The organism is Kosakonia sp. CFBP8986, assembly GCF_034044935.1.
Taxonomy (GTDB): domain Bacteria; phylum Pseudomonadota; class Gammaproteobacteria; order Enterobacterales; family Enterobacteriaceae; genus Kosakonia; species Kosakonia cowanii.
In genome coordinates this window covers 577,289-598,484 of record NZ_JAXCXB010000001.1, presented here as the reverse complement: position 1 = coordinate 598,484, position 21,196 = coordinate 577,289, and the positions used below count along the sequence as shown (strand labels likewise).

The following is a 21,196-nucleotide window of genomic DNA, read 5'->3' as shown; positions in this document are numbered from 1 at the left end:
GCACGTTAAGAGTGTAAAGGCGTCGGTATATAACAAATTTCAAAGGCGAAATGGATATGAAACCACAAACACTAAACAACATAACTCACGTTTTATTGGCAGTTGGGATGATGTGCGCAACGACCCAGGCCTATGCGGCAAGCGTACCCGCAGGTGTTGAACTGGCGGCAAAACAGGAATTGGTGCGCAATAATGGCAGCGAGCCAGCATCGTTGGACCCGCATAAAGTTGAGAGTGACATCGAGTTCAATATTATTCGCGATATGTTCGATGGGCTGCTAGCAGTCAAAAAGGATGGTTCTATTGAGCCGCTTTTAGCCGAAAAATGGGAAAACAAAAATAATACTGTCTGGACGTTTCATTTACGCCCGGGGATGACCTGGTCAGATGGTACGGCAATTACAGCTAAGGATGTGGTCTGGAGTTGGCAGCGTCTTGTTGATCCGAAAACGGCCTCTCCTTACGCCAGCTATCCGGGCAATATGCATATCCTCAATGCAGAAGATATCGCACAAGGTAAAAAACCAGTTGATTCACTGGGTGTAAAAGCAGTGGATGACTCGACCCTTGAGGTTACCCTGACTCAACCGACAGCCTCTTTTTTATCTATGTTGGCTCACCCCTCAATGGTTCCGATCGATCCAGTGCTGGTTAACCGCTTCGGTGATAAGTGGACAAAACCAGAACATATCGTCACCAGCGGAGCGTATAAAGTGACCGATTGGGTGGTCAACGAGCGCATTGTGGCGGAACGTAACACGCGCTACTGGAACAATAAGGCGACAGTGATCAATAAAGTCACGTATCTGCCTATCAGCGCGGAAACTGCAGATGTAAACCGCTTTAAGGCCGGGGAAATTGATATTACCTACACAATTCCTGTGAATCAGTTTGCCCAGCTACGTAAAACATTTGGCGAGCAGGTCAGCGTTGAGCCTCAACTGGCAACCTACTATTACGAATTCAATACCACTAAACCCCCCTTCAACGATCCACGCCTGCGCCGCGCGCTCAATATGGGGTTAGATAAAGATATTATTGCTGACAAAGTGATGGCGCAGGGGCAAAGGCCGGCATGGGTCATCAGCCAGCCAGAAATCGGCGGAGTGAAGTTATCTCCGCCAGATTATTCAACATGGCCGCGTGAAAAACGCCTTGCAGAGGCGAAGAAATTGTTAAACGAGGCGGGCTTCAATGAAGCGCACCCTCTAAGTTTTAATCTTCTCTACAACACGATGGAGACGCATCAACGGATTGCCATTGCTGCGAGTTCAATGTGGAAAAAAAATCTTGGTGTAGAGGCAAAGCTGCAGAATCAGGAATGGAAAACAATGCTGGATACGATGCATACCGGCAATTTTGACGCAGTGCGCTATGCATGGATCGCGGATTACGATGATGCAGCAACCTTCCTGAACAACTTCCGTACCGGAAGTAGTGAGAATACCAGTAAGTACAGCAATTCAGCCTATGACGAGGCGCTGGATAATGCAGCGAAGGCGAAAGATATTGCTGAGCGAGGAAAATATTATCAGCAAGCAGAAGATCTTCTGGCGCGTGATGTTCCAGCAATCCCGGTTTATCACTATGTCCGTACGCATTTGGTGAAACCATGGGTGGGTGGTTTCAATCCCGATCCGCTGGGTTACTATCTCACGCAAGATATGTACATCAAAAAACATTAAAACGCTGTCCTTATCCGCTTCTTTATTGAGCACTGTGTTGATGTTTAAAGCGATTAACCTGTTTTTGGTTGTTTTTCACGCAAACGAACATTGTCACGCTTTACATGAAGGGCAGGGATGTTTATAGTGCGCCTCACACCGGAAGTGTGGCCGAGCGGTTGAAGGCACCGGTCTTGAAAACCGGCGACCCGAAAGGGTTCCAGAGTTCGAATCTCTGCGCTTCCGCCATATCTGATAAGGGGTTACCGAAAGGTAACCCCTTGTTTTTTTTGCTTCGCAAGTAAAACCGTGTTTATACGCCGCTAAAAACTATCAAATAGCCAACTTACACCTCTACTGCCTTTTCTGAACGTTCATCACCTGGTACAGACAAACAAAGGGCGTTTACCGACACTGAACAGAAAGCTGCTACTCCCTTGCGGTTGAATTGCATAATTTACCCGTCTGTTAGGGTAAACATAGAACGCCGGCAGGACAGTAGCGATGACATCCTCAGGTAAACTCTCAACATTATCGACCTTATTAATATTGGTTGATAAAAGGTGAAAAGTATTTTTGTTCTCAACCCATGTATAAGCGACATCCCTTCTTATTGTACCCTCTGTATGGTTGGGATCACGGTAACGTCCGCTAACAGAGACGATACCGCTTAGGGTCCGTCTGTTGTACATAAAGTCCAGTGTCAAATTAGCTTGTGCGTCCTTGTTAAACACAACCACAACCGCCGTGCAGGTTTCCGCAGCGCGGAAGTGTGTCGTTACCATGAGGTACAAATAGCCGAATCCGAGACCTGCCAACAGACAAATTATTAATAAGCTAACCCTCTTTTTAGTCATCACGGTTGATTCCGGTAATATGAAGAGAGATACATCCTGGCGAAGATTCCGTTGTATATTTATTCTTACAAGCTAACGCAGTCAAAGTAGGGGAGGTCACGGAAAGAGGAAAGTAGACCCAGGGATAACTTTTGCAACTTAAGCCCGTATTCAGAATTAAGGATTTATATTTTGAATAAGGATTATTGTTATCATGAATGTCATTCCTGGTGTGAAGATGACAACCGTTATCAGTTTCTGTAAGCGTATAAGTGTTGAAGAAGGCGGGTTCAACATGTCTGTACCAAATGAAGCTTGTGACAATAAAGCCAGTAACAAAAGAGATAAGAATAAGCAGAAGAGGCAAAAGCAATTTCTTAATTCTATTCTCATCTTCACCAGGTAATGGTTGGAAAGTCGGTGTTAATACAGGCTCGGGTGAGGCATCCTCATCCTCTGGAACTGCGCTCTTTTCAGGCAGGTCTGAGCTCGGGACGTCAATAGCAGGAAGCTCAATCGTGTTATCCGCTTTTACAATATCTTCCTGTTTAAGGATCCTGACGCCATCGTCAATTTGAAAGCCTTTACGAGGGATGGTGGCGATGAGTTTTTGATCCGTATCGCCCACTGCACGCAACCCGCGGCGGACAATAGAAATGTTCTGATAGAGAGTATTAGCGGGAACCAACATACCTTCCTCTTCCCATACTTTCTTGAAAAAATCTTGCTGTAAGACAATATCGGGAGAGGCTTCAAGTAATAACAGAAGACACCGACTTGCTGGTGTGGTTAAGATCACACTTACTTCAGGGTTTTTAAGGGAGGTTAATTTCTTTAAAACGGGCCTGAATTCAATATATTCGTTTATAATCCAGTGCATATGCCTATCAACGCAGCCAGAGCTGAGTTCCTTATCAACATTCCATATTTAAGACAGCCATTACTCCATCCGGTAATTTCAACATGATGGGAGCGCAATTTCCATGATTTTTTATGACTTAAATGAATATTGATTAGACGGCTTTAAGATCTCAAATCATCAATTTTCTTATATGAGAGTTTAACGTGACTAATTCTGGAGTGAATTCGTAGTAAAACTCACCATCTATCTGATTATATCGGTATGGTTGTATAAACAATAACCACATGAAATATAAAAATCAGTTATGATTCATGTGCATTCATCATATATTTTTATAAAAGCATCGTTATAGAGTATGAATATTTCACCCGCCTGTTTTACATGGCCACTGTGGAGTGATTCACCGGGCCGAAGATACCATGTCGTACTGGCATCTTCGTTTGCTCCGCATCCGGGTTTTAATAGCGCCTTAAACCATGTATTTCCATTGTTAGCAACCTCTCCTGTGGAGTGGTTCAGAGACCATTTGAAATTTATCTTACGAGGTCTCACTACAAGAATGGTGTCCATCACTATGATCGGTGCCATACTTATAATACTGTCATTAGCGTTCTTTGATATTTTGTTCTGAGGCGGGATCTCTTCGAATGCAACACGGTAGTAACGTTCTTTATCATCTGCAGGGCCATGGTAATAAAACTTGAAGAAATCGCTCTCTCCTGGTTGCAGCATCATTTGTCGAGGTGCGAACAATAGCTCCCCGTCAGCAGGTTGAGAATAAACTTCAGATATACCTGGACTGTCGATTGCCCTGATAGTTATACGATAGAGACGAGCGGATTTATTATTATTTATCACCAATTTTGCGAACATATTGCTTTCAGCATCAATCGAAAAGGTTTGATTACCAACATAAATAGCATTCGCAAAAAATGGAGCAAGCCAAAAAAGCAAGCAAACGTAATTTATAACTCTTTTAATTAACATTCCGCCAGGTCGCCTTAATTCTAATTTCTCCCGATGCGCTAACATCCCCGAACCACGTTGAATGATTTAATGTATACAAAGAGCGCTCATCGTTCATAGGAATGGAGAAGCGGACGTTTGATTTGTTCATCAATCCCATAGCCCCATTTGAGCTAAACCAGGGTGTTGTTAACCAAAAGGCATCTGTCATATCACGCCATAGCCCATCGCAGCCGACATCATAGGTTTTATTGACCCCATTTCTGGTTTTATAAGTTAATGATGCTGGAAAAGGAACCTGAGTTAAGCTATCTAAAGATTTAAATATACACCATGAGCGCCCGTAAATTTTTTGTGTTGGTCCTGTTACGCTGATTAGCACTTCATCAGCTGAGGTCTTGCCATTTGTCGTTACAATATAATCAAAGTCCAGTGAAGGACTATTTCTACCGATTTTTCCGGTGCGAGAGGGATTTTGGACATAATCTTTAGAAATTATGCTTACACTAAAATCCCTTGGTTTAATAATAAGCTGGCTGGATGTGGAAAATTCATACCAACCGGATTCAGGTGCAAGGGCATTATGCATTCTGAAATTAAAAAGATCGTTTGTATTGCTGTCACTGATACCTAGTTTAACCATTTGTTTGAAAAAATTTTGTGAAAGAAAAATGTAAACACTTCTTTTTCCTTTCAGTTCATTAAAAGTAAAGTAATGACTCGTTTTGCTTACTGTCTTCCAGGTGTTGCTATCGAGACTAAATTGCATATCTTCAGCATTTATCACTGATTCGAGAGCTGGTTTGTTTATTGATGGAAAAACTTTTATTGTTGAGTTACTCATCCCATTATCACGCAGGGAATAGGTAAGCATTTTACAGGCAAGGCCAGAGATTTTTCCGATAACTAGGGGGTAACAGCTTGAGTTTCCTTCGCCGAGCGTCGGAACGCCATCACTATTAATGAAAACTTCCGTAATCCCGTTAGTATTTTCAAACTTGAGATGAGCGCCTTTTGTATAAGAGACTTTACGTACGTACCAGTTACCTGAGGCCATATTGCGACAGCGTTGACCAAAATGAGCGCTGTAACTTTCTGCAGTCGTACAAGTATTAATGGTCATGGTAAAGTTACTCCCTACGGAGGCATTATTAAGATAATGATAGAATTGATCGCTCATCATTCCATGCATCCATTTAGCACCACCTGACGGGACAGAGACACCATAAAATCCTGCTGCATCTGTAGCTTCTGGCAAAATCAAGCTTGTCGCCATATCGCAGCCTTTATACCAGTTAATGCAGCGTAACCCAGTAATTAAATGTGATGTCGGCGCGTTTTCAAGCCACATATCGAAACGACGGTTGCTCAATAAAAGCGTATTATAGCCGTTGTCAATATAGCCAAGGCTCTGCTGGTAAATGGTTCCGGAACCATTGTATTTTAGGCCCGTCCAACGGTTGGAACCTGTCATTCGTGGATCGAGCGCACCAGTAGGAGTAACGAAAAAATTATCGTTGTTATTATTTTCTACGAAAACATATTCACGAGTAGGAGCATCGGAAAAGACGGTTTTGTTCATGGCAGCTTCTACAATATGAACCGTTAAGAAGAGAGAAACAAAAGCTAAAAGCCAATATAAATTAACCTTCATTTATCTCTCCATCAACCATAGTGCTAGCGAACGTTTTTAACCCCTGGCAAATAATATCACCTACCCAAACAGCGCCGCGCGCATTACTTATATCCAAATTTGCTTCGCAAAGTTTATTATCATCGTAGTTGAAATCAACGGTAGGGAATTTCTTATCAATATCCATTACGAACTCGCCATTACTATCCGTGCGTGTTCTTCCAATATGGTTATTGATGTGAGCATTGGCAAGTAATGTTCCGTCCTCAGCGCGTATCCGGCCCGAAACGGTTACCATCTGTTTAATTTCGGGCACCATGGTTACAACGTTGCCCGGATAGAGTGTAAATTGACCTTTTCTGCCGTTTGCGATGTTATAGCTATCGACAGATTTTTTGCTATTAAGAATCTCAATTTCATAACGTGAGTAAGGATCTAAAGGAAGATAGTTACGTTTTCCTAGTAGTGGGAAAAGGCGACCATTAACTCTTGCAGTGAGTTGGCCATCATGTTCAATATCAGTACGTAATATCACGCCAGCGTTACCCTCTGTGCTGCCGCTCATACCTATCTCACTTCCTTGCCAGCCGAGACTACCGTTAGCCGTAAAATTTGTGCTTAAGTATCCATCAAGACCGCTATTGACACTTAATGTACCGGTTGAAAAGCGATTCTCATATTTTGTCCATGCCGTGGCGCTTAAGTTTTTATTATTACTGTTTTTACCAGAAATGCCTCTGGAAATATCGGCGCCGATAGCTTGTATAGTGTCATCCTCATCGAACTGCTTCTGAGCTGAGATGTTTGCCATAGCATAGCCATTCTGCTGCGTTATGCCGGCCCGAAAAGCGCTTCCGAGCGGAAGTAGAAAATCAAAAGCAACATATTTTTGCATACGGGTTGTTTGCCGACTATTGCTATGCTGATAGCGTTGCAAGCCTGCTCGTAATCCTAATGAACCGAACTGCCCATTGTAGAGGGTCTGCGTATAATCAGCCGTATAATAATGACTGTTATGTTGGCGATCTTTGTTATAGCTTGCGCTGAAGGAACCTAGCCGTGACCAAAGCGTATTGAGATTTAATGATGCACCAATTGCAATATTGGTAGCATCGCTACGCCGAAGGGTATTCCCTATAGACGTTTTTTCCTGGCTTAACCAGACAGAACTAAATTTTCCGGGCAAAGTTGCATTTAGACTACTAATGGAACTCCATGATCCATCGGTAGCTAACATATTTTGCATGCTGATTTGTAAAGCTTCGGTAATGGGCCATGAGAGCTGAAGTTCTCCGACAGTGACTGAGTCGTAGTTATATGCTGAAGCCATCCAGGCTAACGCATTAAGACCGCCTGAAGTGGACAATCCTATCAGGAGACTGTTTTTAGCTTTCTGAATTTCCCTATCGCCACTCTCCCATCGCTCCATATGTATGTTACCTCCCCAAAATTGCCAACGGAATGGCATTCCCGCTGATTTACCCCGCGCAAAAAGTTTGTTAACTCGCTGAATATTTTGGCTTATATGTTGCCCATTAACGATAACATCGACTTTGATATCGTAAATGCCATAAGGGAGTCCGCTGGTGTCAACTTCATGACTGCCCATGCTAAAGTTCTGTACGCTGAGAAGTTTACCATCCCGAGAAAGGTGAACTTCGCCAGCAGAGGGCAGGAAAACAATGACGGGGATAACGGAGTGCGAATCATTGAAGACCGTTGACTGCGCGTGGTTGCCCCAGGAGAAACCATAAATTCTTCCAGAAGGAAGCGCAGTGACCGATCCAAGAGATTGTAAGTTCCAGGAGTCTAGCATGCCACCGGCAACTCTGAAGCCTGAAAAGTCACGTTCGTACATGGCACGGTAGATCTGAGCCTGTTGGGAATTCGATCCCAGGCCATACACAGTGCCATTCATCATTAAATGGTGCTCTTTTAGGGCTGTAACTGAGTCAAGTGAAAGGTAATTTGAAGTACTACTATCTCCCCCCTTCATTTTATTGTTATAGATGCCAAAGTTATAAGCAATTGTACTACTAAGATCTTCTGCACTTGATTCACCGATATCCTCGATTTTAGGGCGGAAAAGGGTTTTTAGTGCTTGCTGAGTGACGATCACTTGCAATGTAAGTTGTTGGAAGTTTAGGTATAACCAGGCATTAGCGGTAATGGGTATTTTAGACTCTTCATTAAATGGAATATCTTTTAGACTATTAATTTTTGACCGTGTGTGATCATTCAACGACGCATTGCCATTCTGATCTTCAAGCTCAATTAAGCGCACTTTCACCATATTTTCATCGAGCCAAATGGAAGCAGTGCCGATACGCTGATCATCTTGCGTACCAGAAACCCCATTTAGATGGATGAATAAAGGGATACTCATACCATCTTGTAATGCTTTCCTAAAAGCATCAGGAACCATGATGCCGGCGACATGTAAACTCTGAAGAGGAGAGGAGTAAACTTCACTCATGCCAGCAAAGAAAATGACGGTATAAGTAACGCAAGCCTGGAGGGTTTTATTCTCGACAATGCGCACAGACAAAATCTCCCAAAACTATTTAACTGAAACGAAATGATTCTCTTGCCAGAAAGCTACACGGCCATTCTTATCTGCAACATTGACTCGAGTGAATGTTCGCGACTTACCGGGCATAAGATAGTAATTTTCTTTGCAAGACTCACCATCAGTCGGTTTTAAACATGGGCCATAGGCGATAATACGTAACGTAGCATTTCCAGGGTTGGTTATTTTTCCTGTGGAATATTTGTATTCATATTTAGCTTTACGAGGAGCAACAACCAATATTGAACTAATAAGCGCTGATGCTGTGGCAACAGCATGGCGCTTTGCGTTGCTTCTTTTGCCTTCGCTTAACGATTGATCGGACCAAAGAATTCGGTAGTAACGTTCTTTATCGTCAGTCGGTCCTTTGTAAAAAAAACGAATGGTCTCATTGCTATTAGCGGGTAGCAATAAACTTCCTGGCGTCAAAAGAAGCTCATTTTTACTCTCCATGGGAATGATTGTACCTCCTTCTAGAGGGTTTGTTATTCTCTCAACTCTGATATTGATAAGACGACCTGTATTTGTAGAGTTCTTTATCTCCTTACTGATAACGGAACTATCGCTATACATAAAAGAAGATATGTCTCCAATATCTAATGCATATGCAGGCATCATGACAGTTAAAGAAAAATTTAACACAAAAATAATTTTTTTCATAATTTCTTGTCCTAAAAAAAAGGAGCGGTCCCTCGCTCCTTAATTAATGAAAGTTAGCTAGTCCATGTTGCATCGAACTGGACGCTAACATCGCCGCTCCAAATACCTTCTGGCAATACACTTAAATCTGTTGCAGGTGTTGTGCCATCAGTAGTTGCACTTGCGATCGAGAATGTAAATGCATCCTGACCAGCAAAACGACCTGCTTGATTATAATTAGAAGCAATATTGCTCAGACCACCACTTTTACCGGTAAGGGTGTCAACAAGAACTGTATCTGACGTTTTGTCGACCGCATTACCAAAGTAATTAACTCCAACATTCAGCGTTGACCCTGATCCATCAAGCTGTGTTAGCGTGTTACTTACTAATCGTGAGGTTAGTTTAAATGCCGTTGCGCTTGAATCTCCTTCAACTGCAACGTCAAAAAGACCTTTTTGAGTATTGAACCCTTTAACGCCCTCAGCGTACTGGAATGAAAGACTTCCCAGGGGAGTAACCACTAATTTACTAGTGGTATCTTTTTTTGCTGTTGCGGACCATGTCGCCACAGCTTGTGCTGTAGTATCAGCTGCCTGAACTGCACCCATGCTAAAAGAAGACAATAATGCAAGCGCTAAAATTTTACGTTTCATAAATGCACCTTACTCTTGATGGTTTTAACCTTAAAGGTTCCTTGTATTAACAAGGGTTTTTTACAATTCAGATCTCATTACGCGCTAATCTGATTGAAAGAAGCTAAAGGATATAACTTGCTTAAGTGTGCTAATAACAAGCTAATATTGCGCATTTACGTTTGATAGCGAACATGTACTCACTCGAATGAATCGCGATCTCACGCAAAGCCACTGCTTCCGACAAAAATAATAACCTTGCCGTAAAATGATTGGATAGCAATAAAGTGTTAATTAGCTAATAAATAATATGTGTTAAATTATTGATCTCTTTTTACATGAAAAAACGTGGTTTCCCGTCCTGCTGATAACATGTCAGTAACGTATTTGTGTTGTATTGATAAGATCTCTTATTCGTTTTTAAGAAGAACATAAGCATTACTTAAATAATAATTTCTTTATTTAAGAGCGATGTGGTTCGATTTTTCTTTAAGATTTTATGTTTAGCTATTTTTCTTATTTAATAATATGACTATTTGTCGCACTCCTGGTTATGGAAACTTTTGTGCTCCCGTTGACTCTTTAATGGAAGTGTTGGTTGAAGGGAGGCAAATACTGTCTGGTGCGACCTATGTAAATTTTCAATGCAGATGTTATTTTTATGTATTGAATATTTGCAGTAGTTATATGAAATAATCTTAAATTCATTAGTTGTATAATTTGTTTTTATAAGTGGTTGAGTTGAAAGGTAAAATGAGAATTCATCTTAATTTTACTTGGTAAGCACCTGGCCTTTTTTTAAGGATAATTCACTTGTTTTAATGCGCTCTTTAGCAATAATTAAAAAATTCCTATTAGCTCTTCAAAGTGTGTTTGATATTAACTAATTCTAGGGTATGTGTTTTTGGTATGTGTATTGCAAATCCGTATGCCGAAATAAGTGTTAAGACAAATGGCGGAGCTCCAATGTTAGCGTGGTTTCAATCTGCATAACGAGTTTAGATGCCTACATAAAGTACTTCAAAAGTCGATTTAGTAAGCGGCTAAACTCATCTTAATAAGTTGCATAAATTACAGGTAGGAAATAAATGAAAGGTAAAAGAAAAACAGGGCGTTTGATGAGATTCAATCCAGTAGCAGCTTCTATTCTGCTCTCTCTACCGGTTCTTGCTCAAGCAGGCGATCTGAATATTAAAAATGGCACCATTGCCAGTTCAAATGGCGTACCCGTAATCAATATTGCCAATCCCAATGATAATGGCCTCTCTCATAACGTTTATGATGATTTCAATGTTGGCAAGAACGGGGTTATTTTCAATAACAGCTCATCTGGCACAAATACCGTAATTGGGGGAGCCATAGCGGGTAATAGCAACCTTACCTCTGGTAGCGCCAAAGTCATCCTTAATGAAGTCACTTCGAATAAAACCAGCATGCTTGAAGGCCTGATGGAGGTTGCAGGAGACAAAGCTCATTTAGTCATTGCCAACCCGAATGGTATCTCTACTAGCCTGGGCAGTGGTTTTATCAATACCAGTAAAGCCACTATCACGACCGGTAGACCAGATATTCAGAACGGCATGTTAAGAGGTTATTCAGTTGGAGGTGGTGTTATTACTGTCAAAGGGCTAATGAGCTCTTCGCCAACAGAAATTCTTGCTCGCTCTGTTGCAGTACAGGGGCAAATCGTGACGGATGAACTTACTGTTATCGCAGGTAATAATTATGTCAATAAAAATGCTGAGGTCTTAGGCCATGTAACAGCAAGCGGTATCAGGAATACATACGCGGTTGATGTGTCTGATCTTGGCGGGATGTATGCAAATCATATTAATTTGATCAGTACTGAAAGTGGAGTTGGTGTCAGAAATATGGGGGTTATTGCCGGTGGTGCTAATGATATCCATATTAATGTAAATGGTAAGTTTATTAACACTGGCGGTGAGGTTCAATCAGTTGGCTCTACCAACATCACAACTAATGGTGTGCTGGAAAATATCGGTGGAGATATATCGGGTAAGGGCAAAATATTTATTAACACGACGAAGAATTCAATAAATAACACTAGCGCCGGTAGTATTGCTTCAGAATCCGATATCTATATAGATAGTGGTGAGTTTAATAACAAAAACGGTAAAATTTCTTCTGGTGGGATTTTAGGTGTCAATACTAATGGCAAAACGTTAATTAACAGCGGTAAAGGTAGTTCTGCAGGCCTGGAAGCCGCTGTTGTCGCCTTAAAAACAGGTAAGTTAGATAACCGGGCTGGGCAGATCAAGGGTGGTTATGTTGCTTTTGAAACTTCAGAGATAACTAATGTTGGAGGTGAAATTCAATCTACCGGAAAAATTGATATGATCAGCTCCGGGAATATTGATAACACCAAAGGCCTTATTAGGTCACAAGCAGGGGGCATTCAGATTGAGACGGCTAAGTATTTTATCAACAAAGATAATATCACTGCTGATGCTACCAGTAACGATTCCTTAGGATTAATTGCAGGTGACGACGGTATTAAGTTAAAAGCTGGCACGATTAATAATTCGACTGGTGGAATCAGTTCATCAGGTACGATCTCCCTGGAAAGTAGTAGTACGATCAACAATCGTAATGGGAAAATAGCCGCTGATAAAGCTGTGTCACTGTCTGCGATTGGCAATATCGACAACTCCAGTGGAAGGCTTCTTTCGAAAGACACCGTTTCAGTCATCGGCTCCACAATGGATAATAGTCTTTATGTCGGTCAGATTATGGGGGACCGTGGAGTTAACATAGATTTAACCGGGTATTTTAACAACCATATTGGTTTAGTAAGTTCACAGTTCGGTAATGTTGATATTAAAGCTAAAAACGTCAAGAACGTGGGTGGGGTGATTCTTGGCAAAGATATCTCAATCCAAACAGAAGCAGATGTTGATAACTATCATGGATTGATGGTTGCAAATAACCTTCTCAAGATTGATGCTAAAACCAGTGTTAATAACACCTATGGTGAAGATTTCGGATCGTGGTATGGTAATTACTTCGGAATACCCGGTCAAATTGGCGGATTGATTGGGACTAATGGTGTGACAATTAACGCTAAGTCTATTAATAATACGCATAGTCGCATTATTGCCGAGCACGGCCCGTTAACTTTGAATGTTGCAGAAACACTCGACAATTATCGCGGCTTGCTCGTCAGTGGAAGTGATGCAAATATTAAGGCCAAACGCTTGGTTAACAATTATGCCACGATCCATAGTACTGGCGATCTCAATATTGATGTTGACTCTCTGTCAAATTACAGCTCTGGATCAATTGAAAACAATGATTCAACAGGGATAATTTCAGCCGATCGTCATCTCTCGTTAATTGTCGGCAGCGATTTTAATAATTATGGGTGGATTAGTAGTAAGCAGAACTCGGTAGTACGTGTTGCGGGGGCATTGCATAACTACAATACTATTTCTGCTGATAATACCTTGGAAGTAGATACAACTGGCACTCTTACCAATGAAAAGGATATTGCTGCAGGTACGGTGCTTTATGTTGAATCGGATGGTAATGTTGTTAATAGCAGCAAGGGCAACATGGTTGGTAGTTCAGCATTCATCAAATCAGCACTTGATGTGACTAACTATGGTAATGTGGTTGCCTGGGATTATCTCGATGTCAACGCTGCTCGCACGATTTACAATTACAAAAACATCTATACTGAAGGCAACGCAGTAATTACTTCGAAGTTAATACATAACTCTGGTGCTAATGCTGTTTTAGGCGGTGAAAGGGGACTTGTACTTAACACCGCACAGTTAACCGGCACAGGCACTATCGTTGGTTTGTGATTTAAAAACGTTATAAAAGCAGCAGCAATGCTGCTGCTTTTAATTCAATCTGAGCGACCGTAATAGTGCAACTCTATAAAATCCATTTTCTTATTTGTTTTTTTTGTTTTCATGTGGCCGCAGCCGACAATCTTGACCATTTTGCGAGGGAACAGCAGCGCAACGACGCAAATCTATTGCGTGAGAATAAAATTGAGAAGAAAGATGTTTTCTCTGATAAAAGAGAGTTGATTATTGATAATATCAAGGTTCCTGAGGAAAAAATATGTTATCCCATAACCAGTCTTACTCTTGATAATGATTTTATAAATGATCAAAATATTAAGGATATAAAAAATAAATTTACTGGGGAATGCCTTGGCGTCAATGGCATTCGCAGTCTGGCTAAAATCATTCAAGATTACTTTATTAATGCTGGCTTTGTAACAACGCGTATTGACATTCCCAGTCAAGATTTAACTACAGGCACGCTTGTTATAACGGTTACACCGGGTCGGATAGAGCATATTTTAATTGAAAGCGGTGACGTTACCACTCTCATCCTGCCTTTTAAAGAAGGCGACATTCTTAATCTAAGGGATATTGAGCAAGGGCTTGAAAATTTGCAAAGAACGCCCGCAGTTGATGTTAAGATAAATGTCGCACCCGGAAATCAAAACGGTTATAGCAATATCATTATAAACACCCACCGTACAAAGAGATGGAGTGCAAAAGCAAACTATAGTAATTGGGGTGATAAAAGTACTGGGCAAAATATAACAAGTGGTGCACTTTATCTGTTCAATATCGCTGGCATAAGTGATGTGGGTTATCTTTCCGGAGCGAGTAGTACAACTGGAGGCTACAAAAATATAACCGCCTGGTACTCCTTCCCATATGGGTTTTGGGACTATGAATTTATCTATAGCACCAGCGTCTCAAATCAAAACATACCCATTGCTGGATGGGATTATGATTATATGGGTAGGAATAAATATTACAGTTTTAAAACTTCGCGCCTACTTTTTCGCGATATGTCAAAGAAACTTTCAGCAAGCCTGGAAATCTTCAAGAGAAAAGCCGATTATGAGTTTGGCGGTGTCAAACTGGCAATGCAGAAACGCGATATGAGCAACGTAAAACTGGCCTTCAATTATATTCAGGGGTTTGACGGAGCTTCATTAGATTCAACATTAAGTTGGCAGCAGTTTGTTAAATGGCCAGCTGGAAAAGAAACACCAGATATGTTATCTGGCGACGTGGATCGCGCCAGTCATATCTATAATTTAAATATGACATATTTAAAGGCGCTGGAGTTGTCATCTATGCCTGCCTGGTATGAGATGTCCATCGGTGCGCAATACAGCCCCGCAGCACTAACGATTCAGGATCAGTTTAATATTGGTAATCGCTGGAATGTACGAGGGTTTGAAAACAGTTCTGGTGTTGATGCGATAAATGGTTTCTACATACAAAATACTCTTAATATTAACACTGGCTTTTACGGGGTTACCCCTTTCTTTGGGGCTGATTATGGGCAAGTAGGTGGGAGCAAGTCTATACGGCAAATATATGGTGGCGACAAACTCGTGGGGGTTACTGGAGGAGTAAAAGGGAATGTCCAGTCTTTGGGATATGAACTATCTTTGTCTCTTCCTTTGCTCTCTCCTTCAAAGATGATCGTCGATGATTTTACGGCGAAATTTAACATCAGTTATCAGCTTTAATAACTATGGCTAAAAAGCGCTTTTACCTTGGTACGGACATTGTTGAAGTAAGCAAGATTACACGAGCAATAAATAATGGTGGGGATGGTTTTCTCCATCGTGTGTTTTCTCTTTCAGAGAGAGATAAATTTATCGCAGAGTGTCTGGATTATGAGAGAGCGTCAGGTTTTTGGGCTGCAAAAGAGTCTCTTGTGAAAGCGTTAGGTTTGGGGTTTCGTGAAGGGATAACTTTTCAGGATATGGAGGTCCAGCATGACTGTTTCGGATGTCCCTATTTTTCTCTTTCCGGTCGGATAGCACAGATAATCCAAGAGAGAGATATCGAACATATCTCACTGAGCATATCCCACTGTCGAACACACGCTATTGCAGTGACAATTATCTCCTGAGCAAGGACAAAGGAATAGAATGTATACATATAAGGATTTGAACACTAAAAATGTGCTTGTCTCTGGCGCAAGCGGCGATATCGGATTAGCGATATGCGAGAAATATCTGGATCAGAACTGTAACGTCTTTGCAATATTTAAAAGCAACGCCGAACCCCTCCGTTTATTAAGCGAGACTCATGATAATGGCCACCGTTTAACAATTTTGCAGTGCGATCTTGCTAATCCCGCGAGTGTGGGTGATTTGGTTATCCATCTTGGTTCCGCTATCGAGCGTCTCGACGTTCTCGTTAACAATGCGGGTATCGTTAAAGATAATCTTTTTTCCTCAATGAGTTTCGACGATTTCAATACCGTGATTGAAACCAACGTATTAAGCACCTTTCATCTTACGAAAGCGGTGCTGAAACTCTTACGGAGCGCGGAAGGCGCGACAATTATTAACGTCGCGTCTATCGCTGGAATTATTTCCAGTGTTGGGCAAGCAAATTACAGCGCTTCTAAAGGGGCGTTACTCGGTTTTACGCGGACTCTGGCTGCTGAACTTGCTCCACGTGGAATCCGTGTCAACGCCGTGGCGCCGGGTATGATTGCCTCAAAGATGGTCAAAAAAGTTTCAAGGACCGTCGTTCGTGATGTAACCAACTCTATCCCCCTCAAGCGGCTAGGAGACTGTAATGAAGTCGCTAATACCATCGTTTGGTTATCTTCCTCAGCATCCAGTTATATTGTCGGGCAGACCATCGTTATTGATGGTGGGCTAGTGATGCGGTGATTTATGTCAAAATACACTATTCCTCCAAAGCTCTTTCTTGAGATGGGCGCCTGGCGCCAGCCTCTTATGATGGTCGATCGTATAGAAGAGTATAAATATGGTGAAAATGGTTATATCCGGGTAATCAAACATGTTACCTATAACGACCCTTATCTTACCGGGCATTTTCCCGAAAACCCTATTATGCCGGGTGTGATTGTTGCGGAGATATTTGGTCAGGCGAGTGAGTATTTCTCTTTCATCAGTGATATTTGCGACGCCTGTGCCGAACGGTTTGGTATGTCACTAACCAGTTTACGCGATATTCATAACGTTATTCACAAGCCGGAATTAATCGCAATTATTCGCGAGCGCCGGGCGCAAGTCCGTGGCGTTCTGGCATCGCAGAACTTGAAATTTAAGGATATAGCTTATCCGGGAGATACCATTGAGGTGATAAGCAGGCCTGCTTTTACTGATCCTGCTGGTTTTAAACACTACTCCGTTACGGCAAATGTCGGTAAGAAAAAGATAAGCGATGGCACCATTATCAATTTTCGTGAAACTAAATAACAGGGATGAAAAGCATGACAATAATGCAGAGTAAAATTGAAGAGCGTAAAGAGGTTCTGTTTACCATCAAAACAGAAATCGTCCAGCGCTTAAACATCTCTCGAGAGCCGTCACAAATTGACGACGATACCCCCTTGTTTGGCAATGGGCTGAAATTAGATTCAGTTGACGCCACCGAAATTATCGTAATGCTGGATAAGGTTTTTGATATTGAAGTAAGTGAAAGCGATAACCCTTCATATATGCGCAGCATTAACAGCCTTGCTTCTTTTGTGATAACGAAACGTCAGGCTTAATTCCGGTTAACTATTTTAATAAGGACTTCTATGAAATCGCTGCATGACTTGCATCTTGCCGGCAAGGCTAAAATGGGTGTTTTCAATAATCATCTGCTTCCGGCTGCTTATCACGAACCTGCTATCGAATATAAAGCGGTAAGAGAGAATGCAATACTGGTCGATTACTCTCACATGTCTATAGTAAGCGTTATGGGGGATGATGCATGGGCTTTAGTCAATCATCTTGCTTCGGCTGATGTTTCCATTATCCGCGATGAACAGGGACTATATTCATTTGTGCTTAATGAGGATGGCACTATTAGAGGTGACGCCTATATTTTATGTACGCCGGACGGTTACTATATCTTGTCAGAAAACATTTCCGCGTCCGATATAATCGACTCTCTTAATAACCTTCTCCAACATCCTGAAGCGCTGGAGATCGCTGATCTACCTGTTATCAAATCGATGACGGAGGAGGCATGGGGGGCGCTTATGGTTGAGGGTCCTTACTCTTGGGAGTTACTCGCGGAAGTTTATGGCTTCGACATTATCGGCTTACCCTACCATGAATATATTAATCAGGACGGAGAACTGATCCTCTTTCGCTGCGGCAAACACGGAGAGTTTGGTTATCTGCTAATTGGCCCACAGCCTACGCTCGTTGATACATGGTCAATGCTTGTTGAAAAAGGTGAAAAATATCAATTAAAAACTGGCGGTCTTGATTACCAACGCACAGTGCGCATCGAGAATATGTGCTGGGATGAAAGTATCTATGCCGATTTCAGCCGTCATCCGGTTGAGCTGCAAATGCAGTGGGCGGTGCAATACGACAAAGAGGGATTTATCGGTAAAGACGCGGTTATAGAACGATCCCTCGCGCCTGCAAAACGTAAAATTATCGGTATTTCTGCGCTGACGGATAGCGCCGTTATTGCTTCCAATGACAAAGTCTTGGTCGACGATCGGCAGGTTGGCGTCATCATTAAATCCGTCTGGTCTCCTGCGCTGGGCGCACCCATTGCCCTCGCGCTGCTCGATCATGATTACGCCTGGTCAGATATTTCAGGTTTCACCATCGAAACCGCGACCGCGAAGATCCCGGCAAAAACACAAAATCTTCCCTTCCTTTATAACCTGAGTTTGTTAGTCAGCCCGACGGAGCACAGTTATATCGACGCCATGAAAGCACGACACGCGTAATCATCCATAACGCCAGCTTTACGCAAATGCGCCGACTGGCGTTGTTACCCGCCTCGATCCAGGTGGTCTGTTCATCATTGCCGCTGCAGGGAAGAATAATGAAGAGTAGTAGAAAAAGAGTCGTTATAACCGGGATGGGCATACTCTCGTCTCTGGCTGAAAACCTTCAGGATTTTAAATCCGCACTTCTTAATAAGAGATGTGGTGTAACGGATAGCCAACGTTTTGCGAAATGGTTCGAAAATGCCCGTGCCGCGGAGGTGCTGCACGACATTCAGTTCCCTGAGCTGGCAGATGAGATTGTGCAGTCATTGGATAACGCTGCGCTCTGGGCCTATAAAGTGGGTAAGGATGCGTTAAGCCAGGCGGGGCTCATCACAAACTCGCCTGTACTGGAAGAGACGGGGTTAATTGTTGGCGTCTCCTCTGCGGGTACCGAAGCCTTCCTGCCACTTTTTGAACAGCGCATCGAAGACTTTTCCCTGCGTAAGGCTCTTTATGCCGGCGGATTCGCCTCATGCTGTTCAAGTGTGTCAACGCTGCTTGGTCTGAAAGGCGGGGTAGAACTGGTAGCGACCGCCTGTACGGCCAGCCCAAATGCTATTGGCATGGCGTTCGACTATCTGCAAAACGGCAAAAGCAAAACCATGCTGGCTGTGGGAACGGAACCGATCTATTTGCCGACCTTCGCCGGTTTCTACGCCCTTAACGTTATGCATCCTGATGCCTGTACCCCTTTCTCTGGCCAGCCCGGTATGTCAATCGGTGAAGGTGCAGGGGCGCTGGTACTGGAAGAGTATGAGCATGCCATAGCACGTGGGGCCACTATCTATGGCGAAATCCTCTCCTATGCCACATCCTGCGACGCTTACCACGAGACCGGGCCCGATCCGCGCGCCAATGGTGCTGTGCAGGTGATGCTCAAAGCGATGGAGAACGCGGGCGTCACCCCTGACCAGATTGACTACGTCAATGCGCATGGTACCGGAACGGAAGCTAACGACCGAATCGAGACCATGGCGATGAACAAAGTCTTTGCCCATCGCAAGGATTTGCTTGTCAGCTCAACAAAGTCCTATTTTGGTCACAACATCGGCGCTGCCGGCATCGTTGAGTTAATCGCCTGTCTGGTCACACTACCTGACAATATCGTTTTGCCTACGCTCAACTTCTCTGTCCCGCGTCCCAATTGCGATCTGGATTACGTAGCAAATGAGTTCAGAGAGAAACCGGTTAATCTCTTTTTGAAAAACAACTATGCCTTTGGCGGTAATAACTGCTGCATGGTTATTAGCACCCGACCAGGAACCGTACCTGTAACACACTATTCCCCGAAACGCGTTGCAATAACCGGCGCTGGCGCCGTAACGGCTATTGGTCACACGGTAAGCGACATTCTGCATAACATCTGGCAGCGCAGCGCTACCGGAACCCTGGGCGGAGTGAAGTTCCCGCAGGATACCCTCACCGAGGCGCGTGAGCTGTTAGGGGTTCTGGAGAAAACCAACCAACTGAGCGACATCCTTGGCAGTCAGCATGCTGTGGGCGAGGGGAGGCTGCCGGAAGAGGAGGCGCATTTCAAAACCTTCCAGGTGAACAATCTGGAACCCCGCAAATATCTGCGCCGCTTTGATTCACGTAAAGCCACTCGCGGGGGAACATTTGCACTGGTCGCGCTCTCAGAGGCGTTAAACAGCGGTAAGCGCAAAATTAAGCGCGACGGTGAAAACCTCGGCATGGTGATGGGCATGTCACGCGGTCCGCAGGAGACAACCTATAAATATTTGCAAAGCCTGAAACCCGATCCGCGCAAAGTTCGCACTTCGGAATTTCCCGGCTCGCTAATGAACGCTATTGCCACTTTTTGCGGCATCTCTGAAGGGATCAAAGGCTATACCACGACGCTTGCAACCGGTGAAAACGCTGCGCTCGGCGCACTGACCTATGGTTACGAACTTGTGCGGCAGAATCTGCAGCCGCAGGTCATTGTCGGCGGCGCAGATGAGTATTTTCCCTCCATGGCGCTCTATATGGATGCCGTTACGCAGAAAATCGCCATGATCGCCGACGCGGCCGATTATCAAATTTATAGCGAGAAGGCAAAAGGGTATGTACCGGGTGAAGGCGCCTGCATGTTGTTGCTTGAGGATCCGCAGGCTGCTCGCGAGCGCGGAGTTGAGGTTCTGGCCGAAATTATTGGCTACGGCAAATCCTGTGATAACAGCTGGTTTGATCCTGCCCAATCAGGCGAAAAATCGGCTGCCATGGTGCTGGCTATTCAACGTGCGCTTGCCGATGCCGGGTTAGGTACCCACGAGATCGATCTGGTGTGCGGCAGCAGCCATGGCGGGCCAGCGCATTCGCAGGTTGAGATCGACGCCCTACACGCGGTTTTCCATCAGTCGCACCCGCAGGTGCCGGTTGTTAACTACAACGCTTACTTCGGTTTCGTCGCATCGGCGGCCGGTCTGTTGAACCTGCTGGTGCTTACCGAGTGCATGAAAACGCAAACTGTACCGGCGATTGCTGGCACCGATTCCTTCTTTGATAAGCGAATGAATTTTGTGCGCCAACCGCTCAAGCTTGCTGTTCGCCATGCGCTGCTGGTCGGCGCCACTGAGGGCGGCAATTACTACGCGATGGTTATAAAAGGATAGCG

General features: G+C 43.5%; 16 protein-coding genes and 1 tRNA gene. 10 read left to right on the top strand and 7 right to left on the bottom strand.

The window, feature by feature from the left end; translation table 11 throughout:
* Nucleotides 1-56 precede the first annotated feature (56 nt).
* Nucleotides 57-1,685, top strand: a complete 1,629-nt coding sequence (locus SOM48_RS02815) for an ABC transporter substrate-binding protein (RefSeq protein ID WP_320511394.1) — start codon at nucleotides 57-59, stop codon at nucleotides 1,683-1,685.
* A gap of 140 nt (nucleotides 1,686-1,825) precedes the next feature.
* Nucleotides 1,826-1,913: transfer RNA gene (locus SOM48_RS02810), tRNA-Ser, on the top strand.
* A gap of 128 nt (nucleotides 1,914-2,041) precedes the next feature.
* On the opposite strand, the gene SOM48_RS02805 is transcribed toward SOM48_RS02810, so the two are convergent.
* The 7 genes from SOM48_RS02805 to ecpA all read right to left on the bottom strand — a co-directional run bounded on the left by SOM48_RS02805 (nucleotide 2,042) and on the right by ecpA (nucleotide 9,825).
* The gene (locus tag SOM48_RS02805) at nucleotides 2,042-2,521 is read right to left on the bottom strand and encodes a hypothetical protein (protein ID WP_054803150.1); all 480 of its coding nucleotides are present in this window, start codon (nucleotides 2,519-2,521) and stop codon (nucleotides 2,042-2,044) included.
* Nucleotides 2,514-3,380 carry a transcriptional regulator gene (locus SOM48_RS02800; protein WP_054803118.1) on the bottom strand — a complete coding sequence of 289 codons (867 nt, stop codon included), beginning with the start codon at nucleotides 3,378-3,380 and terminating at the stop codon, nucleotides 2,514-2,516. The genes SOM48_RS02805 and SOM48_RS02800 overlap by 8 nt, the downstream gene beginning before the upstream one ends.
* A gap of 291 nt (nucleotides 3,381-3,671) precedes the next feature.
* Complete coding sequence (locus SOM48_RS02795; protein WP_320511393.1) at nucleotides 3,672-4,349, bottom strand: fimbria/pilus periplasmic chaperone; 678 nt, start codon at nucleotides 4,347-4,349, stop codon at nucleotides 3,672-3,674.
* Nucleotides 4,339-5,982, bottom strand: a complete 1,644-nt coding sequence (gene ecpD, locus SOM48_RS02790; RefSeq protein WP_076769650.1) for a fimbrial adhesin EcpD — start codon at nucleotides 5,980-5,982, stop codon at nucleotides 4,339-4,341. Before ecpD ends, SOM48_RS02795 begins: the two co-directional genes overlap by 11 nt.
* The gene (locus SOM48_RS02785) at nucleotides 5,972-8,503 is read right to left on the bottom strand and encodes a CS1-pili formation C-terminal domain-containing protein (protein WP_414672785.1); all 2,532 of its coding nucleotides are present in this window, start codon (nucleotides 8,501-8,503) and stop codon (nucleotides 5,972-5,974) included. The genes ecpD and SOM48_RS02785 overlap by 11 nt, the downstream gene beginning before the upstream one ends.
* An 18-nt stretch (nucleotides 8,504-8,521) precedes the next feature.
* Entirely contained in the window at nucleotides 8,522-9,190 is a 669-nt protein-coding gene (locus SOM48_RS02780) for an EcpB family pilus assembly chaperone (protein ID WP_320511392.1), read from the bottom strand.
* A gap of 53 nt (nucleotides 9,191-9,243) precedes the next feature.
* Complete coding sequence (ecpA, locus tag SOM48_RS02775; protein ID WP_076769653.1) at nucleotides 9,244-9,825, bottom strand: common pilus major fimbrillin subunit EcpA; 582 nt, start codon at nucleotides 9,823-9,825, stop codon at nucleotides 9,244-9,246.
* 1,067 nt (nucleotides 9,826-10,892) lie between these two features.
* Here ecpA and SOM48_RS02770 point away from each other — a divergent pair.
* The 8 genes from SOM48_RS02770 to SOM48_RS02735 all read left to right on the top strand — a co-directional run bounded on the left by SOM48_RS02770 (nucleotide 10,893) and on the right by SOM48_RS02735 (nucleotide 21,194).
* Entirely contained in the window at nucleotides 10,893-13,631 is a 2,739-nt protein-coding gene (locus SOM48_RS02770) for a filamentous hemagglutinin N-terminal domain-containing protein (RefSeq protein WP_320511391.1), read from the top strand.
* 65 nt (nucleotides 13,632-13,696) lie between these two features.
* Nucleotides 13,697-15,337, top strand: coding sequence for a ShlB/FhaC/HecB family hemolysin secretion/activation protein (locus SOM48_RS02765; RefSeq protein WP_320511390.1), 1,641 nt, complete (start codon nucleotides 13,697-13,699; stop codon nucleotides 15,335-15,337).
* 5 nt (nucleotides 15,338-15,342) lie between these two features.
* Entirely contained in the window at nucleotides 15,343-15,726 is a 384-nt protein-coding gene (acpS, locus tag SOM48_RS02760; RefSeq protein ID WP_054803122.1) for a holo-ACP synthase, read from the top strand.
* A 19-nt stretch (nucleotides 15,727-15,745) separates the two neighbouring features.
* On the top strand, nucleotides 15,746-16,501 hold the full coding sequence (locus SOM48_RS02755) for an SDR family NAD(P)-dependent oxidoreductase (protein ID WP_320511389.1): 756 nt from the start codon (nucleotides 15,746-15,748) through the stop codon (nucleotides 16,499-16,501).
* A gap of 3 nt (nucleotides 16,502-16,504) precedes the next feature.
* Nucleotides 16,505-17,053: an ApeI family dehydratase gene (locus tag SOM48_RS02750; protein WP_139569952.1), complete on the top strand. Its 549-nt coding sequence runs from the start codon at nucleotides 16,505-16,507 to the stop codon at nucleotides 17,051-17,053.
* Between the two features lie 14 nt (nucleotides 17,054-17,067).
* Nucleotides 17,068-17,349: an acyl carrier protein gene (locus tag SOM48_RS02745; RefSeq protein WP_042713487.1), complete on the top strand. Its 282-nt coding sequence runs from the start codon at nucleotides 17,068-17,070 to the stop codon at nucleotides 17,347-17,349.
* Nucleotides 17,350-17,379: 30 nt separating this feature from the next.
* Complete coding sequence (locus SOM48_RS02740; RefSeq protein ID WP_320511388.1) at nucleotides 17,380-18,537, top strand: aminomethyl transferase family protein; 1,158 nt, start codon at nucleotides 17,380-17,382, stop codon at nucleotides 18,535-18,537.
* Between the two features lie 98 nt (nucleotides 18,538-18,635).
* Entirely contained in the window at nucleotides 18,636-21,194 is a 2,559-nt protein-coding gene (locus SOM48_RS02735; protein ID WP_320511387.1) for a beta-ketoacyl-[acyl-carrier-protein] synthase family protein, read from the top strand.
* Nucleotides 21,195-21,196: the final 2 nt, after the last annotated feature.

What these genes read in the sequence shown, in the direction of transcription:
- SOM48_RS02770 (WP_320511391.1), top strand. Translation starts at nt 10,893, where the DNA reads ATGAAAGGTAAAAGAAAAACAGGGCGTTTGATGAGATTCAATCCAGTA.
- SOM48_RS02735 (WP_320511387.1), top strand. Translation starts at nt 18,636, where the DNA reads ATGAAGAGTAGTAGAAAAAGAGTCGTTATAACCGGGATGGGCATACTC.
- ecpA (WP_076769653.1), bottom strand. Translation starts at nt 9,825, where the DNA reads ATGAAACGTAAAATTTTAGCGCTTGCATTATTGTCTTCTTTTAGCATG.
- SOM48_RS02755 (WP_320511389.1), top strand. Translation starts at nt 15,746, where the DNA reads ATGTATACATATAAGGATTTGAACACTAAAAATGTGCTTGTCTCTGGC.
- ecpD (WP_076769650.1), bottom strand. Translation starts at nt 5,982, where the DNA reads ATGAAGGTTAATTTATATTGGCTTTTAGCTTTTGTTTCTCTCTTCTTA.
- SOM48_RS02780 (WP_320511392.1), bottom strand. Translation starts at nt 9,190, where the DNA reads ATGAAAAAAATTATTTTTGTGTTAAATTTTTCTTTAACTGTCATGATG.
- SOM48_RS02740 (WP_320511388.1), top strand. Translation starts at nt 17,380, where the DNA reads ATGAAATCGCTGCATGACTTGCATCTTGCCGGCAAGGCTAAAATGGGT.
- acpS (WP_054803122.1), top strand. Translation starts at nt 15,343, where the DNA reads ATGGCTAAAAAGCGCTTTTACCTTGGTACGGACATTGTTGAAGTAAGC.
- SOM48_RS02745 (WP_042713487.1), top strand. Translation starts at nt 17,068, where the DNA reads ATGACAATAATGCAGAGTAAAATTGAAGAGCGTAAAGAGGTTCTGTTT.
- SOM48_RS02815 (WP_320511394.1), top strand. Translation starts at nt 57, where the DNA reads ATGAAACCACAAACACTAAACAACATAACTCACGTTTTATTGGCAGTT.
- SOM48_RS02800 (WP_054803118.1), bottom strand. Translation starts at nt 3,380, where the DNA reads ATGCACTGGATTATAAACGAATATATTGAATTCAGGCCCGTTTTAAAG.
- SOM48_RS02795 (WP_320511393.1), bottom strand. Translation starts at nt 4,349, where the DNA reads ATGTTAATTAAAAGAGTTATAAATTACGTTTGCTTGCTTTTTTGGCTT.
- SOM48_RS02805 (WP_054803150.1), bottom strand. Translation starts at nt 2,521, where the DNA reads ATGACTAAAAAGAGGGTTAGCTTATTAATAATTTGTCTGTTGGCAGGT.
- SOM48_RS02750 (WP_139569952.1), top strand. Translation starts at nt 16,505, where the DNA reads ATGTCAAAATACACTATTCCTCCAAAGCTCTTTCTTGAGATGGGCGCC.